This is a genomic window from Citrobacter sp. KTE151, assembly GCF_000398845.1.
In the GTDB taxonomy this organism is placed as follows: domain Bacteria; phylum Pseudomonadota; class Gammaproteobacteria; order Enterobacterales; family Enterobacteriaceae; genus Citrobacter; species Citrobacter braakii.
On sequence record NZ_KB976066.1, the window covers coordinates 51,250 to 67,197 of the forward strand.

The following is a 15,948-nucleotide window of genomic DNA, read 5'->3' on the forward strand; positions in this document are numbered from 1 at the left end:
ATGATTGTTTTCTCATCGTTACAAATTCGTCGCGGCGTGCGCGTCCTGCTGGAAAATGCCACGGCCACCATTAATCCAGGGCAGAAAGTTGGCCTGGTAGGTAAAAATGGCTGCGGTAAATCTACCCTGCTGGCATTGCTGAAAAATGAACTTAGCGCCGACGCCGGAGGATTTACCTATCCGGGAAACTGGCAGCTCGCGTGGGTTAATCAGGAAACGCCTGCGTTGCCACAGCCGGCGTTGGAGTATGTGATTGACGGCGACCGCGAGTATCGTCAACTGGAAGCACAGTTGAACGATGCCAACGAACGTAACGATGGACACGCCATTGCCACCGTCCATGGCAAGCTGGATGCCATCGACGCCTGGACTGTGCGCTCACGCGCCGCCAGCCTGCTGCATGGCCTCGGCTTCTCCAACGAACAGCTTGAACGTCCCGTCAGCGATTTCTCCGGTGGCTGGCGTATGCGTCTCAACCTGGCTCAGGCGCTGATTTGCCGTTCAGACCTGCTGCTGCTCGATGAACCGACCAACCACCTCGATCTCGACGCGGTGATCTGGCTGGAAAGATGGCTGAAAAGCTATCAGGGCACGCTGATTTTGATCTCCCACGACCGCGACTTCCTCGATCCGGTGGTGGATAAAATTATTCATATCGAACAGCAAACGATGTTCGAGTACACCGGTAACTACAGCGCGTTTGAAATCCAGCGTGCGACCCGCCTCGCACAGCAACAGGCAATGTACGAAAGCCAGCAGGAGCGCGTGGCGCATCTGCAAAGCTATATCGATCGTTTCCGCGCTAAAGCCACCAAAGCAAAGCAGGCGCAGAGCCGTATCAAAATGCTGGAACGTATGGAGCTGATTGCCCCTGCGCACGTGGACAACCCGTTCCACTTCAGCTTCCGCGAGCCGGAAAGCCTGCCGAACCCGCTGTTAAAGATGGAAAAGGTCAGCGCCGGCTACGGCGACCGCGTCATTCTCGATTCGATCAAACTGAATCTGGTGCCGGGGTCTCGCATCGGCCTGCTCGGACGCAACGGCGCGGGTAAATCTACGCTGATTAAGCTGCTGGCCGGCGAACTGGCCCCCATCAGCGGCGAGATTGGCCTGGCAAAAGGCATCAAGCTGGGTTACTTCGCACAGCACCAGCTGGAGTTTTTACGCGCCGATGAATCACCAATTCAGCACCTGGCGCGCATGGCGCCGCAGGAGCTGGAGCAGAAACTGCGAGACTACCTCGGCGGATTCGGCTTCCAGGGCGATAAAGTCAGCGAAGAGACTCGCCGCTTCTCCGGTGGTGAAAAAGCGCGTCTGGTGCTGGCATTGATCGTCTGGCAGCGCCCGAACCTGCTGCTGCTTGATGAACCGACCAACCACCTGGATTTGGATATGCGTCAGGCGCTGACCGAAGCGCTGATCGATTTCGAAGGCGCACTGGTTGTGGTCTCGCACGACCGTCACCTGATTCGCTCTACTACCGATGACCTCTATCTGGTGCACGACAAGAAAGTCGAGCCGTTTGATGGCGATCTTGAGGATTATCAGCAGTGGCTGAGCGATGTGCAAAAACAGGAAAACCAGAGCGACGAACCGGTAAAAGAGAGCGTTAACAGCGCCCAGGCACGTAAAGACCAGAAGCGTCGCGAAGCTGAACTACGCACCCTGACGCAACCGCTACGTAAAGAGATTACCCGTCTGGAAAAAGAGATGGAGAAACTGCACGCACAGCTGGCGCAGGCGGAAGAAAAACTCGGCGATAGCGAACTGTACGACCAAAGCCGCAAAGCCGAACTCACAGCATGCTTGCAGCAGCAGGCCAGTGCGAAATCCGGACTGGAAGAGTGCGAGATGGCCTGGCTGGAGGCTCAGGAACAGCTTGAGCAGATGCTGGCCGAGTAATCATGAGTGCCGGATAAGGCGAAGCCGCCATCCGGCACTATAGCCGATGATTGCCTGCTGACTGACTCGCGACAAAATCACATATTGGCTAACCCGCACGCGCTGTGCGCGGTATAGTTATTCTTTCCGATTATTAATTGCTCTGGTGTTATGGTTGAAATCACGTCCACAGAAATAACTCCACCTACCGACGATTCTCGAGAATTCCGTCCGATGCGCGGTATCAGTAACCGCCATCTGCAGACGATGCTGCCGCGTTTAATTCGCCGCAAGGTGAAGTTCGACGCCCACTGGCAGCGTCTGGAATTGCCCGACGGTGATTTTGTCGATCTGGCATGGAGTGAAGATCCGCAACAGGCGAAACATAAACCGCGCCTGGTGGTTTTTCACGGTCTGGAAGGCAGTCTGAACAGCCCGTACGCACATGGCTTGATTGAAGCAGCGCAAAAGCGCGGCTGGCTGGGCGTGGTGATGCATTTTCGCGGCTGCAGCGGCGAACCCAATCGTCTGAACCGTATTTATCACTCCGGTGAGACAGAAGATGGCACCTGGTTTTTACACTGGCTGGCACGTGAGTTCGGTCGCGTGCCGACCGCGGCGGTAGGCTATTCGCTCGGTGGAAACATGCTGGCCTGCCTGCTGGCAAAAGAAGGTACTGAGATTCCAATTGATGCCGCGGTTATCGTTTCCGCGCCTTTCGTGCTGGAAGCCTGTAGTTACCATATGGACAAGGGATTCTCCCGGGTCTATCAGCGCTACCTGCTAAACCTGTTGAAAGCCAATGCCTCGCGTAAGCTAGAGGCGTATCCAGGATCGCTGCCGGTGAGTCTGGGCCAGTTGAAATCTCTGCGTCGCATTCGCGATTTTGACGATCTGATCACCGCCAAAATCCACGGTTTCGCTGATGCTATAGACTATTACCGTCAGTGTAGCGCTATGCCGTTGCTCAACCAGATTGCCAAACCCACGCTGATTATCCATGCCAAAGACGATCCGTTTATGGATCATCACGTGATCCCTAAACCGGAAAATCTGCCCTCACAGGTAGAGTATCAACTGACGGAACACGGCGGCCACGTCGGATTCATTGGCGGCACGGTGCGCCGTCCTGAGATGTGGCTGGAATCCAGAATCCCGGACTGGCTGACAACGTATCTGGAGGCATCATCATGATCATCCCCTGGCAAGATATCTCCCCGGACGCGCTGGACAATCTGATTGAAAGCTTTGTCTTGCGCGAAGGCACCGATTATGGTGAACATGAACGCTCACTCGAACAAAAAGTCGCCGACGTCAAACGCCAACTACAATCTGGTGAAGCCGTGCTGGTATGGTCCGAACTGCATGAAACGGTCAACATTATGCCGAGGAAGCAGATTCACGAGTAATCCGTAGCCGACGGCCGACTATAATAAAAATTCAACCTATTCATGGAGTTGTTATGTCTGCCAAACATCCGGTGATTGCGGTAACAGGGTCCAGCGGCGCGGGGACCACCACCACCAGCCTCGCGTTTCGTAAAATTTTCGCGCAGTTAAATTTGCGCGCCGCCGAGGTGGAAGGTGACAGTTTTCATCGTTATACCCGTCCGGAAATGGACATGGCGATTCGCAAAGCGCGCGATGCCGGGCGGCATATCAGCTATTTCGGCCCCGAAGCTAATGACTTCGGTCTGCTGGAGCAAACCTTCATCGAATACGGCCAGACGGGCAAAGGTCAGTCGCGAAAATATCTGCACACCTACGATGAGGCCGTACCGTGGAATCAGGTTCCGGGTACATTTACGCCCTGGCAGCCGCTGCCTGAACCGACGGATGTCCTGTTCTATGAAGGACTGCACGGCGGCGTCGTAACCCCACAGCAAAACGTGGCCCGGCATGTCGATCTGCTGGTTGGCGTAGTGCCGATCGTGAACCTGGAATGGATTCAGAAGCTGACCCGCGATACCAGCGAGCGGGGACACTCGCGCGAAGCGGTGATGGACTCGGTGGTGCGCTCAATGGACGATTACATCAATTACATTACGCCGCAGTTTTCCCGTACGCATATTAACTTCCAGCGCGTACCGACCGTCGATACCTCCAACCCCTTTGCCGCCAAAAGTATTCCATCACTGGATGAAAGCTTTGTCGTGATTCATTTTCGGAACCTGGAAGGGATCGACTTCCCGTGGCTACTGGCCATGCTGCAGGGATCATTCATTTCCCATATCAATACGTTGGTTGTTCCGGGCGGGAAAATGGGTCTGGCGATGGAATTGATTATGCTGCCGCTGGTCCAGCGACTGATGGAAGGCAAAAAGATAGAGTAGGGTGTTATTTTGCCGGATGGCGGCTGATGCCTTATCCGGCCTACGCGTTTATATCCTGTAGGCCTGATAAGTGAAACGCCATCAGGCATGACATCACGAAGCAGCAACCACTTCATAGGAGTGGGTAATGTTCACCGCCTTTTCCAGCATCAGCGCCACAGAGCAATATTTTTCCGCAGAGAGATCGACTGCGCGCGAAACGGACGCATCTTTCAGATCGTTACCCGTTACGATGAAATGCAGGTTAATGTGGGTAAACAGGCGCGGCGCTTCATCACGACGCTCTGAGGTCAGTTTCACTTCGCAGTTGGTCACATCCTGACGACCTTTTTGCAGGATCGAAACCACATCAATTGCGCTGCAACCGCCCGCAGCCATTAATACCATTTCCATCGGGCTCGGCGCTTTATCACCGGAGTTACCGTCCATCAAAATTTGGTGACCAGAGGCGGACTCACCGAGGAAGGTTAACCCCTCAACCCACTTTACACGCGCTTGCATATTTCGTAACTCCAATGTTTCAATTTTCCTGACAGATTACGCGTACATAACAATTCTCGCAACGGAAGGCGACCTGCGTCATGCTGAAGCGAGACACCAGGAGACACACGGCGAAAGCTATGCTAAAACAGTCAGGATGCTACAGTAATACATTGACGTACTGCATGTATGCAGAGGACATCACATTACAGGCTGCAGTTAATTTTTGACAGCCCCTTTCCCAGGTAGCGGGAAGCATATTTTTGCAAACCCAGAGGCAGCGTCGTTTTCTGGCTCTGGAGACAGCTTATAACAGAGGATAACCGCGCATGGTGCTTGGCAAACCGCAAACAGACCCGACTCTCGAATGGTTCTTGTCTCATTGCCATATTCATAAGTACCCATCGAAGAGCACGCTGATTCACCAGGGTGAAAAAGCGGAAACGTTGTATTACATCGTTAAAGGCTCAGTGGCAGTGCTGATCAAAGATGAAGAAGGGAAAGAAATGATCCTTTCTTATCTGAATCAGGGCGATTTTATTGGTGAATTAGGCCTCTTCGAAGAAGGTCAGGAACGTAGCGCCTGGGTACGTGCCAAAACCGCATGTGAAGTCGCTGAAATTTCATACAAAAAATTTCGCCAATTAATCCAGGTCAACCCGGATATTCTGATGCGCCTGTCTTCACAGATGGCTCGTCGCCTGCAGGTCACGTCTGAAAAAGTCGGCAACCTTGCCTTCCTCGACGTAACGGGTCGTATCGCGCAGACTCTGCTGAATCTGGCGAAACAGCCTGATGCGATGACCCACCCGGACGGCATGCAGATTAAAATCACCCGTCAGGAAATCGGCCAGATCGTTGGCTGCTCCCGTGAGACCGTTGGTCGTATTCTGAAGATGCTGGAAGATCAAAACCTGATCTCCGCACACGGTAAGACCATCGTCGTCTACGGCACCCGTTAACCCCATCGAAGTGGCGCGTTACTCAGTGATGCGCCACTTTTGTTTACACCGATGTGGCGAAGACTGATATACCACCCAGAGATCAACTACGCACTACGGCAGACGCTGGTGCTATGTTTACCTGTGGCTGTTGGTCTGATCATCGGTCAGCTTCATCTGGGGCTCCTCTTCTCCCTGGTCCCTGCCTGTTGCAACATTGCCGGCCTTGATACCCCGCACAAGCGCTTTTTCAAACGTTTAGCTATTGGCGCGTCTTTGTTTGCCGGTTGCAGTCTGATCATGCAGTTGCTGCTGGCACAGGCCATACCGCTGCCGCTTATCCTCACCGGACTGACGCTGATTCTTGGCGTAACCGCCGAGCTCAGCCCTCTGCATGCCCGACTGTTACCGGCCTCACTTATCGCCGCGATTTTCACGCTAAGCCTGGTCGGGAACATGCCCGTCTGGGAACCGTTGCTGATCTATGCGCTGGGCACGTTATGGTACGGCCTGTTCAACTGGTTCTGGTTCTGGATGTGGCGCGAGCAGCCGCTCCGTGAATCGCTCAGCTTGTTGTACCGTGAATTAGCCGATTACTGTGAGGCCAAGTACAGCCTGCTGACCCAGCATGCCGATCCGGAAAAAGCGTTACCTCCCCTGCTGGTTCGCCAGCAGAAAGCGGTGGATCTGATTACCCAGTGCTACCAGCAAATGCATATGCTGTCGGCGCATCGCAACAACGATTACAAGCGCCTGCTGCGTGCCTTTCAGGAGGCACTGGACTTGCAGGAGCATATTTCCGTCAGCCTCCACCAGCCGGAAGAGGTGCAAAAGCTGGTCGAACGTAGCCACGCCGAACAGGTGATTCGCTGGAATGCGCGCACCGTCGCCGAACGCCTTCGGGTACTGGCTGATGATATTCTGTATCACCGCTTGCCGACCCGTTTCTCGATGGACAAGCAGATTGGCACGCTGGAGAAAATCGCCAACCAGCATCCGGACAATCCGGTGGGACAATTTTGCTACTGGCACTTCAGCCGTATTGCCCGCGTGCTACGCACCCAGCGACCGCTGTACGCCCGAGATTTAATGGCGGACAAGCAGCGTCGGTTGCCGCTGATCCCGGCCCTGAAAAACTATCTGTCGTTGAAATCGCCGGCGTTGCGTAATGCCGGACGCATCAGCGTCATGCTGAGTATCGCCAGCCTGATGGGCAGCGCTTTACACCTGCCAAAGCCTTACTGGATTTTGATGACGATCCTGTTCGTCACGCAAAATGGCTACGGAGCAACCCGGGTACGTATTTTACACCGTTCAGCAGGAACGCTCGTTGGACTGGTCATTGCCGGGGTCACCCTGCACTTTCATATTCAGGAAGGTTACACGCTGGCAGGCATGCTGCTGATTACCCTGGGTAGCTATCTGATCATGCGCAAAAACTACGGCTGGGCTACCGTCGGCTTTACGGTCACGGCGGTATACACCCTGCAACTGCTGACGCTGAACGGAGAACAGTTTATCGTGCCGCGGTTTGTCGATACGGTTATTGGCTGCTTAATCGCCTTTGGCGGTACACTCTGGCTGTGGCCGCAGTGGCAGAGCGGCCTGCTGCGTAAGAACGCCCATGATGCGTTAGAAGCCGATCAGGAGGCCATTCGACTGATCCTCAGCAACGATCCGCAGGCCACGCCGCTGGCGTATCAACGCATGCGGGTCAATCAGGCGCATAACACGTTGTTCAACTCACTGAACCAGGCGATGCAGGAGCCAGGATTCAACTCGCACTACCTGGCGGACATGAAACTGTGGGTCACGCACAGCCAGTTCATCGTCGAGCACATCAACGCGATGACCACACTGGCAAGGGAACACACAATGCTGACGCCGGATTTAGCGCAGCGGTATCTGGAATCCTGTGAAATTGCGCTCCAGCGCTGTCAGCAGCGGCTGGAATATGACGGACCGGGAAGCTCAGGCGATGTGAATATTCTCGAAGCGCCAGAGATGCTGTCCCACGGTCCGTTAAGCACCCTTGAGCAGCATCTGCAACGGATACTGGGGCATCTGAACACCATGCACACCATTTCGTCGGTAGCATGGCGTCAGCGACCGCACCACGGAATCTGGCTGAGCCGCCGTCTGCGGGACATGAAAGGTTAAGATCGACTGCCGGATGCGCTGTGCTTATCCGGCAACAGGTAATCAGGCAACGACTTTCGCTACCGCTTGTGCGAAACGCTGCATCCCTTCATCGATATCCACCTGCTCAACTACCAGCGACGGCGCGAAACGCATCACGTCCGGTCCGGCGTTGAGTACCATCACCCCTTCGTGCGCGGCGGCATACAGGAAATCGCGCGCCCGGCCTTTAAACTGCGGCTTCAGCTCGGCGCCAATCAGCAGCCCCATCCCGCGAATATCGCTGAAAATGTCGAACTGTTGATCAATTTTGTGCAAATGTTGGACAAACGCCTGACGTTTAGCCTGAATACCTTCCAACACTTCCGGCGTGTTGATGATATCAAACGCGGCCCCCGCAACTGCGCAGGCCAGCGGATTGCCACCATAAGTGGAACCGTGCGAACCCACGTGAAATGCGGAGGCAATCTCTTGGGTGGTCAGCACCGCGCTCACCGGGAAGCCGCCGCCGAGAGCCTTCGCGCTGGTGAGGATATCCGGCGTCACGCCGTAGTGCATATAGGCAAACAGATCGCCGGTACGGCCCATCCCGCTCTGCACTTCATCCAATACCAATAGCGCCTGGTGTTGGTCGCAAAGTTCACGCAAACCTTGCAGGAATTCCGGCGTTGCCGCAGTGACGCCACCTTCCCCCTGAATAGGCTCAACCACCACCGCACAGGTGTGATCGTCCATCACCGCTTTGACAGCATGCAGATCGTTAAACGGTACATGGATGATATCCGCTGGTTTTGGTCCAAAGCCGTCAGAGTATTTCGGCTGCCCGCCGACGGATACGGTAAACAGCGAACGACCGTGAAACGCATTATGGAAGGCAATGATTTTGGTTTTGAACGGGCTATGGCGCACGCAGGCATAGTGGCGCGCCAGCTTAAAGGCGGTTTCGTTAGCTTCGGTACCCGAGTTCATGAACAGCACGCGCTCGGCGAAGGTCGCATCAATGATTTTACGGCCCAGGCGCAACGCCGGTTCGTTGGTGAAAACGTTGCTGGTATGCCACAGGGTTTCACCCTGGGTTTTTAACGCCTCCACCAGGGCCGGATGGCAATGCCCTAGTGCAGTAACTGCAATGCCGCCCGCGAAATCAACATACTCTTTGCCCTGTTGATCCCAGACTCGACTCCCTTTTCCTTTTACCGGGATAAACTCAGCCGGTGCATAAATCGGCAGAATCACTTCATCGAATGTCGCGCGCGTAATTGCAGTTTGTTCAGTTGCCATGTCATTGCCACCCTGTTAAGCAGAAATGTTAGTGAAATTATAATCACAAAATATGAATAAAAAATCACTGAATAGCAACCACAAATCACCGGTTGAGGAAATTAGCCAGCAGTTGATGCCCCTGTTCGCTGAGAATACTCTCCGGGTGAAACTGCACCCCTTCCATATCCCACTCGCGGTGACGAATGCCCATAATCTCCTGCGTTTCACTCCAGGCCGTCACCTCAAAGCAGTCAGGAAGCGTCGCGGGGGCAACCACCAGAGAATGGTAGCGCGTCACCGTTAATGGGTTGGCGAGCCCCTGAAAAACACCCTGCCCGTTATGCGTAATTGGCGACGTTTTACCGTGCATCACTTTAGCTGCCCGAACCACTGTCGCGCCAAAGGCCTGCGCCATAGCCTGATGTCCCAGACAAACACCCAGCAGGGGCGTCTTGCCCGCGAAATGACGAATAACATCCAATGAGATACCAGCGTCATCCGGCGTGCAGGGGCCTGGGGATATTACGATTTTTTGCGGGCTTAGCGCGTCGATTTGCGCCAGCGTCAGTTCGTCGTTGCGCCTGACAAGGACATCAGCGCCCAGTTCGCAGAAGTATTGGTACAGGTTCCAGGTAAAAGAATCATAGTTATCGATAAGCAGGATCATGGCGGCTCCGGTACATAAGAACCGCGCTATTCTACTCAGTTTCCGGGGCTTCGCTTACCACTTTACGAAATATCGCCCTAAGCGCAGACAGGTCACCCATCGCCCCACTCTGATCAGCCAGGTTCCACTCCTCAACCGGAATGTCATCCCAGCTCAATATATACCCGGCATGAATCGCTAACTGTTCGAAAAAAATTCGCTGCGCCAGACCGCTGCCAATACGAAACGGATGCAGCATGTTGATTTCGCAATAATAGTGCGCAAGACGATCCACAAACTTATCTTCCGGTAACCCCACCAACCAGGACTCGTCTTCCAGGTCCTGCATCAGCGCATTGCCCTCTTTCTCGATATAAGCGAAATGGCAAAAGCGGGTCTCGCCCTGGTAAATATCCACTTCTCGCAGATGTCCCGCCCAGTCAAAAATATCCCGATACAGTTGGCGATGAATGGCGCACAGATGCGGCAAGCCCCGTTTAAGCGGGCCTAATTCGATAGTGGCCGCACGCAGCGCCGTCAGTTCATACGCCGCCTGCGCCAGGCGCTGCGCCTGATGAATCCCCAGACGGTTACGCATGACATTCAGGCCCGGATACAAATAGGGATCGCGTCCATCACCGAATTTATCGCTCATAGTGCCCCCTCAACTCTTCAAGACGCGCCAGGGCGTCTTCCGTGCTCAGAGTTACCCGTGGAATATCTACCCCTTCCAACCGCCGACTGGCCTGGAAATTGGCATTTCGCCGTTGTTCCCAGAGTCTGGACTTTTGTTTATCGGTGAGTTTTTTCACGTGACCTCCCTGAATGAGCCGACACTTGCCACAAGTATAAGCGGCAATTTCAGGTTACGCAGAGAAGGGAAAGAACGCGGACAGGAACTGCCCGCGCAAAATACGTTTACGGCAGGACTTTGGCAGACAGGATAACAATCGGTTTTGACGGGACATTCTGGTAAGGACCAACATCATGGGTCTGCACCTGAGAGATCTTATCCGCGACATCCATACCTTTCACAACTTTACCGAAGACCGCGTACCCAAAGTCGCGCTGGCCGTGATCGAGGAACGCATTGTCTGCAATGTTGATAAAGAACTGGCTGGTCGCGCTGTCTTTATCTGCTGTACGCGCCATGGCAATCGTGCCGCGGGTATTACGCAGTCCGTTATCGGCTTCATTCTTGATTGGCGGGTTAGGTTTCTTCTGCTGCATCTGCTCGGTAAAACCGCCGCCCTGAACCATGAAGCCAGGGATCACGCGGTGGAACGTGGTGTTGTTATAGAAACCGCTGTTGACATAATCGACAAAGTTTTGCACTGAAACCGGGGCTTTCTGACTGTTCAGCTCCAGCTCAATGTTACCGGCAGAGGTTGTCAGCAGGACATGCGGGTCACCTTTTGCTGCCAGTGCTGCGGGAGAGAGAGCAGAAAGAGCGAGAACAGCTGCAACAGCCGCCAGAGTCGATTTGAGCATGAGAATTCCTTAACAAGAGCAGAAATGAAGCAAGTGAATTGATTCTAAAGAGCCTTCAAGAACAAGGCCATCCCTTTACTTAATTTTACGTACTTGAAACAAATGTAACCTTATAGCCTCAAGATTCAATGCGATCTAGATCACATAAAAAAATGTAACGTAGCAAGTAATTACCAATAAACATTTAAATGCATCACTAAAGCGCCTAAAATCTGCCCGCTCACGGCGCAGTCAATGCGCCTAACACTTCTATACAGGCCAGTCATGACTAACAGCAATCGCATCAAGCTCACATGGATTAGCTTTCTCTCCTACGCCCTGACAGGCGCGTTGGTAATTGTCACCGGGATGGTGATGGGAAACATCGCAGATTACTTCCATTTGCCCGTTTCCAGTATGAGTAACACCTTCACCTTTCTGAATGCCGGCATTCTGATCTCTATTTTTCTGAATGCATGGCTGATGGAAATTGTGCCACTGAAAACCCAGTTGCGCTTTGGCTTTATCCTGATGGTTCTGGCGGTCGCCGGACTGATGCTCAGCCATAGCCTGGCCTTGTTCTCAGCCGCCATGTTTGTACTGGGTCTGGTGAGCGGTATCACCATGTCGATTGGTACGTTCCTGGTGACTCAGATGTACGAAGGTCGCCAGCGCGGTTCCCGCCTGCTGTTTACTGATTCCTTCTTCAGCATGGCCGGCATGATTTTCCCGATGGTGGCAGCATTCCTGTTAGCGCGCAGCATCGAATGGTATTGGGTTTATGCCTGCATCGGCCTGGTATACGTCGCCATTTTCCTGCTGACCTTCGGCTGCGAATTCCCGGCGCTGGGTAAACACGCGCAGCAACCGGACGCGCCAGTGGTAAAAGAAAAATGGGGCATTGGCGTGCTGTTCCTGGCGATCGCCGCGCTGTGCTACATCCTCGGTCAGTTGGGCTTTATCTCCTGGGTGCCGGAATACGCCAAAAGTCTGGGCATGAGCCTGAACGACGCAGGTAAACTGGTCAGCGACTTCTGGATGTCTTACATGGTTGGCATGTGGGCATTTAGCTTTATCCTGCGTTTCTTCGATTTGCAGCGCATCCTGACCGTACTGGCGGGTGTGGCTACCGTCCTGATGTATCTGTTTATCACCGGTACGCCGGAGCATATGCCGTGGTTCATTCTGACGTTGGGCTTCTTCTCCAGCGCGATTTATACCACCATCATTACCCTCGGCTCCCAGCAGACGAAGGTCGCATCACCTAAACTGGTTAACTTCGTTCTGACCTGTGGCACCATCGGTACTATGCTCACCTTCGTGGTCACTGGCCCTATCGTGGCGCACAGCGGTCCGCTGGCGGCATTGCAGACGGCTAACGGCTTGTATGCGGTCGTATTCGTGATGTGCTTTATTCTTGGGTTCGTCACGCGTCATCGCCAGCATAACGCACCCGCAACGCATTAATCTGAGTGCCGGATGGCGATGCTAACGCATCTTATCCGGCCTACAAGACAAGCTGTTCGTAGGCCGGATAAGGCGCAGACGCCCTCCGGCCTATTCCCGCGCCCTCTTCTTCCTCTGGTGCTGTAGGCCAATTCTTACAAAAACCCCTTAATTTGTACGCTATTTATACAAACACGAAAAGCCTGTTAATTCCGTAACTTATAAAAATGCAGTTAAATCAGCCATATACCTCTTAAGGAGTATATAAAGGCGAATTTGATTTGCATCAATAAGCGGGGTTGCTGAATCGTTAAGGTAGGCAGTAATAGAAAAGAAATCGAGGCAAAAATGAGCAAAGTCAGACTCGCTATTATCGGTAATGGTATGGTCGGCCATCGCTTTATTGAGGATCTTCTTGATAAATCCGACGCTGCCAATTTTGATATTACCGTCTTCTGTGAAGAACCCCGCAAAGCGTACGACCGTGTCCACCTGTCGTCCTACTTCTCCCACCACACCGCCGAAGAGCTTTCTCTGGTGCGTGAAGGATTCTACGAGAAGCATGGCGTTAAGGTGTTAGTGGGCGAGCGCGCAATCACCATCAACCGCCAGGAGAAGGTGATCCACTCCAGCGCGGGTCGTACGGTCTATTACGATAAGCTGATCATGGCGACAGGCTCTTATCCGTGGATCCCACCGATTAAAGGTTCTGAAACCCAAGACTGCTTCGTTTACCGCACCATCGAAGACCTCAACGCCATTGAGTCTTGCGCGCGCCGTAGCAAACGTGGTGCCGTCGTCGGCGGTGGCCTGCTGGGCCTGGAAGCCGCCGGTGCGCTGAAAAGCCTCGGCGTTGAAACCCACGTGATTGAATTTGCCCCGATGCTGATGGCCGAACAGCTGGATCACATGGGTGGCGAGCAGTTACGTCGCAAAATTGAAAGCATGGGCGTGCGTGTCCACACCAGCAAAAACACTAAAGAGATCGTCCAGGAAGGCACCGAAGCGCGCAAAACCATGCGTTTTGCCGACGGTAGCGAACTGGAAGTCGATTTCATCGTCTTTTCTACCGGTATTCGCCCACGCGACAAACTGGCCACCCAATGCGGCCTCGACGTTGCGCCGCGCGGTGGTATTGTGATTAACGATACCTGCCAGACTTCTGATCCGGACATCTATGCCATCGGCGAATGCGCCAGCTGGAACAACCGCGTGTATGGTCTGGTCGCTCCAGGCTACAAAATGGCGCAGGTTGCCGTTGACCATATTCTCGAAACCGAAAACGCCTTTGAAGGTGCGGATCTGAGCGCCAAGCTGAAGCTGCTCGGTGTTGACGTCGGCGGGATTGGCGACGCGCATGCGCGCACGCCGGGCGCCCGTAGCTACGTCTATCTCGACGAAAGCAAAGAAGTCTACAAACGCCTCATCGTTAGCGAAGATAACAAAACCCTGCTCGGGGCGGTTTTAGTCGGTGACACCAGCGATTACGGCAACCTGCTGCAGCTGGTACTGAACGCCATCGAACTGCCGGAAAACCCAGACTCACTGATTCTGCCAGCTCACGCGGGCAGCGGTAAGCCGTCTATCGGTGTCGATAAACTGCCGGACAGCGCGCAGATTTGCTCCTGCTTCGACGTCACCAAAGGCATGCTGATCGCCGCTATTAACAAAGGCTGCCACACCGTTGCGGCGCTGAAAGCTGAAACCAAAGCTGGTACCGGCTGCGGCGGGTGTATCCCGTTGGTAACGCAGGTCCTGAACGCTGAACTGGCGAAACAGGGGATCGAAGTTAACAACAACCTGTGTGAACACTTCCCGTACTCGCGTCAGGAACTGTTCCATCTGATCCGTGTAGAAGGAATTAAAACCTTCGAAGAGCTGCTGGCAAAACACGGGAAAGGCTACGGCTGTGAAGTGTGTAAACCAACCGTAGGTTCCCTGTTGGCCTCCTGCTGGAATGAGTACATCCTCAAACCACAGCACACGCCGCTGCAGGACACTAACGACAACTTCCTGGCGAACATCCAGAAAGACGGTACCTACTCCGTGATCCCGCGCTCCGCGGGCGGAGAAATTACTCCTGAAGGCCTGGTGGCCGTGGGCCGTATCGCGCGTGAATTTAACCTGTATACCAAAATCACAGGTTCTCAGCGTATCGGCCTGTTCGGCGCGCAAAAAGATGACCTGCCGGAAATCTGGCGTCAGCTGATTGAAGCGGGCTTTGAAACCGGTCACGCATACGCCAAAGCCCTGCGTATGGCGAAAACCTGCGTAGGCAGTACCTGGTGCCGTTATGGCGTCGGCGATAGCGTCGGATTCGGCGTGGAGCTGGAAAACCGCTACAAGGGCATTCGTACCCCGCACAAAATGAAATTCGGCGTCTCCGGCTGTACCCGTGAATGTGCGGAAGCTCAGGGCAAAGACGTGGGTATCATCGCCACTGAGAAAGGCTGGAACTTGTACGTTTGCGGTAACGGCGGGATGAAACCTCGTCATGCAGACCTGCTGGCAGCGGATATCGACCGCGAAACGCTGCTCAAATACCTTGATCGTTTCATGATGTTCTACATCCGTACCGCTGACAAACTGACCCGAACCGCACCATGGTTAGACAACCTGGAAGGCGGTATCGAATATCTGAAATCGGTCATCATCGACGACAAACTGGGGCTGAACCAGCACCTGGAAGAAGAGATGGCCCGTCTGCGTGAAGCGGTGGTCTGCGAGTGGACAGAGACGGTTAACACCCCATCCGCACAGGTTCGCTTCAAACACTTTATCAACAGCGATCAACGCGATCCGAATGTCCAGGTTGTGCCTGAACGTGAACAACATCGTCCGGCCACGCCCTATGAGCGTATCCCGGTGACTCTGGTGGAGGAAAACGCATGAGCCAGTGGAAAAACATCTGCAAAATCGATGACATTCTGCCTGCAACAGGCGTCTGCGCCCTGTTAGGTAGCGAGCAAGTTGCGATTTTCCGCCCGTATCACAGCGACCAGGTGTTTGCGATCAGCAACATCGACCCGTTCTTTGAGTCCAGCGTGCTTTCTCGTGGGCTGATTGCTGAACATCAGGGCGAATTGTGGGTCGCCAGCCCGCTGAAAAAACAGCGCTTTCGCTTAAGCGACGGTCTGTGCATGGAAGACGAACAGTTCTCCGTGAAACATTACGAAGCCCGAGTGAAAGACGGCACGGTGCAACTGCGCGGTTAATAACTTTTTGGGAGGCGCAACGCCTCCCCTTTTTTGACGTATTTGTAGGTCTTTTATTTGTAGACCTGATAAGCGTAGCGCCATCAGGCCTACGGTTACGATTTCTTTTTATTGTTTGTACTTCAAGGATAATCA

At 53.9% G+C, this 15,948-nt stretch carries 14 protein-coding genes and 1 pseudogene; 9 read left to right on the forward strand and 6 right to left on the reverse strand.

From position 1 onward, the window contains the following. The 4 genes and pseudogenes from WC7_RS04010 to WC7_RS03995 all read left to right on the forward strand — a co-directional run bounded on the left by WC7_RS04010 (window position 1) and on the right by WC7_RS03995 (window position 4,213). Window positions 1-1,902 carry an ABC transporter ATP-binding protein gene (locus WC7_RS04010; protein WP_016154771.1) on the forward strand — a complete coding sequence of 634 codons (1,902 nt, stop codon included), beginning with the start codon at window positions 1-3 and terminating at the stop codon, window positions 1,900-1,902. A 104-nt stretch (window positions 1,903-2,006) separates the two neighbouring features. Next, window positions 2,007-3,075 (forward strand): annotated as a pseudogene (locus WC7_RS04005) (hydrolase). Further along, a complete protein-coding gene (locus WC7_RS04000; protein WP_003023615.1) occupies window positions 3,072-3,290 on the forward strand; it encodes a YheU family protein in 219 nt (72 codons plus the stop codon). Before WC7_RS04005 ends, WC7_RS04000 begins: the two are co-directional and overlap by 4 nt. Before the next feature lie 53 nt (window positions 3,291-3,343). Next, window positions 3,344-4,213 (forward strand): phosphoribulokinase, encoded by an 870-nt coding sequence (locus WC7_RS03995; RefSeq protein WP_003827751.1) that lies wholly within the window; start codon window positions 3,344-3,346, stop codon window positions 4,211-4,213. Window positions 4,214-4,306: 93 nt separating this feature from the next. Here WC7_RS03995 and WC7_RS03990 read toward each other — a convergent pair whose 3' ends face one another. Next, the gene (locus tag WC7_RS03990; RefSeq protein WP_016154773.1) at window positions 4,307-4,714 is read right to left on the reverse strand and encodes an OsmC family protein; all 408 of its coding nucleotides are present in this window, start codon (window positions 4,712-4,714) and stop codon (window positions 4,307-4,309) included. 308 nt (window positions 4,715-5,022) lie between these two features. Between WC7_RS03990 and crp the strand changes: the two genes are divergently transcribed. Both crp and WC7_RS03980 read left to right on the forward strand, forming a co-directional pair. Beyond that, complete coding sequence (gene crp, locus WC7_RS03985; RefSeq protein WP_000242758.1) at window positions 5,023-5,655, forward strand: cAMP-activated global transcriptional regulator CRP; 633 nt, start codon at window positions 5,023-5,025, stop codon at window positions 5,653-5,655. Between the two features lie 51 nt (window positions 5,656-5,706). Further along, complete coding sequence (locus WC7_RS03980; RefSeq protein ID WP_016154774.1) at window positions 5,707-7,794, forward strand: YccS/YhfK family putative transporter; 2,088 nt, start codon at window positions 5,707-5,709, stop codon at window positions 7,792-7,794. A 42-nt stretch (window positions 7,795-7,836) separates the two neighbouring features. On the opposite strand, the gene WC7_RS03975 is transcribed toward WC7_RS03980, so the two are convergent. From WC7_RS03975 to ppiA, 5 genes are all read right to left on the reverse strand, one after another. Further along, the gene (locus tag WC7_RS03975) at window positions 7,837-9,054 is read right to left on the reverse strand and encodes a bifunctional acetylornithine/succinyldiaminopimelate transaminase (protein WP_016154775.1); all 1,218 of its coding nucleotides are present in this window, start codon (window positions 9,052-9,054) and stop codon (window positions 7,837-7,839) included. A gap of 85 nt (window positions 9,055-9,139) precedes the next feature. Continuing rightward, window positions 9,140-9,703 (reverse strand): aminodeoxychorismate synthase component 2, encoded by a 564-nt coding sequence (pabA, locus tag WC7_RS03970; protein ID WP_016154776.1) that lies wholly within the window; start codon window positions 9,701-9,703, stop codon window positions 9,140-9,142. Window positions 9,704-9,734: 31 nt separating this feature from the next. Beyond that, window positions 9,735-10,337: a putative adenosine monophosphate-protein transferase Fic gene (locus WC7_RS03965; protein WP_016154777.1), complete on the reverse strand. Its 603-nt coding sequence runs from the start codon at window positions 10,335-10,337 to the stop codon at window positions 9,735-9,737. Continuing rightward, a complete protein-coding gene (locus tag WC7_RS26065; protein WP_016157626.1) occupies window positions 10,327-10,494 on the reverse strand; it encodes a YhfG family protein in 168 nt (55 codons plus the stop codon). The genes WC7_RS03965 and WC7_RS26065 overlap by 11 nt, the downstream gene beginning before the upstream one ends. Window positions 10,495-10,600: 106 nt before the next feature. Beyond that, the gene (gene ppiA / locus WC7_RS03960) at window positions 10,601-11,173 is read right to left on the reverse strand and encodes a peptidylprolyl isomerase A (protein ID WP_003023595.1); all 573 of its coding nucleotides are present in this window, start codon (window positions 11,171-11,173) and stop codon (window positions 10,601-10,603) included. Between the two features lie 264 nt (window positions 11,174-11,437). Between ppiA and tsgA the strand changes: the two genes are divergently transcribed. The 3 genes from tsgA (at window position 11,438) to nirD (ending at window position 15,813) form a co-directional block, all read left to right on the forward strand. Continuing rightward, window positions 11,438-12,619, forward strand: coding sequence for an MFS transporter TsgA (gene tsgA / locus WC7_RS03955; protein ID WP_016154778.1), 1,182 nt, complete (start codon window positions 11,438-11,440; stop codon window positions 12,617-12,619). Window positions 12,620-12,946: 327 nt separating this feature from the next. Next, window positions 12,947-15,490: an NADPH-nitrite reductase large subunit gene (gene nirB, locus WC7_RS03950; protein WP_016154779.1), complete on the forward strand. Its 2,544-nt coding sequence runs from the start codon at window positions 12,947-12,949 to the stop codon at window positions 15,488-15,490. Continuing rightward, complete coding sequence (gene nirD, locus WC7_RS03945) at window positions 15,487-15,813, forward strand: nitrite reductase small subunit NirD (RefSeq protein WP_016154780.1); 327 nt, start codon at window positions 15,487-15,489, stop codon at window positions 15,811-15,813. The genes nirB and nirD overlap by 4 nt, the downstream gene beginning before the upstream one ends. The last annotated feature ends 135 nt before the right edge of the window (window positions 15,814-15,948 follow it).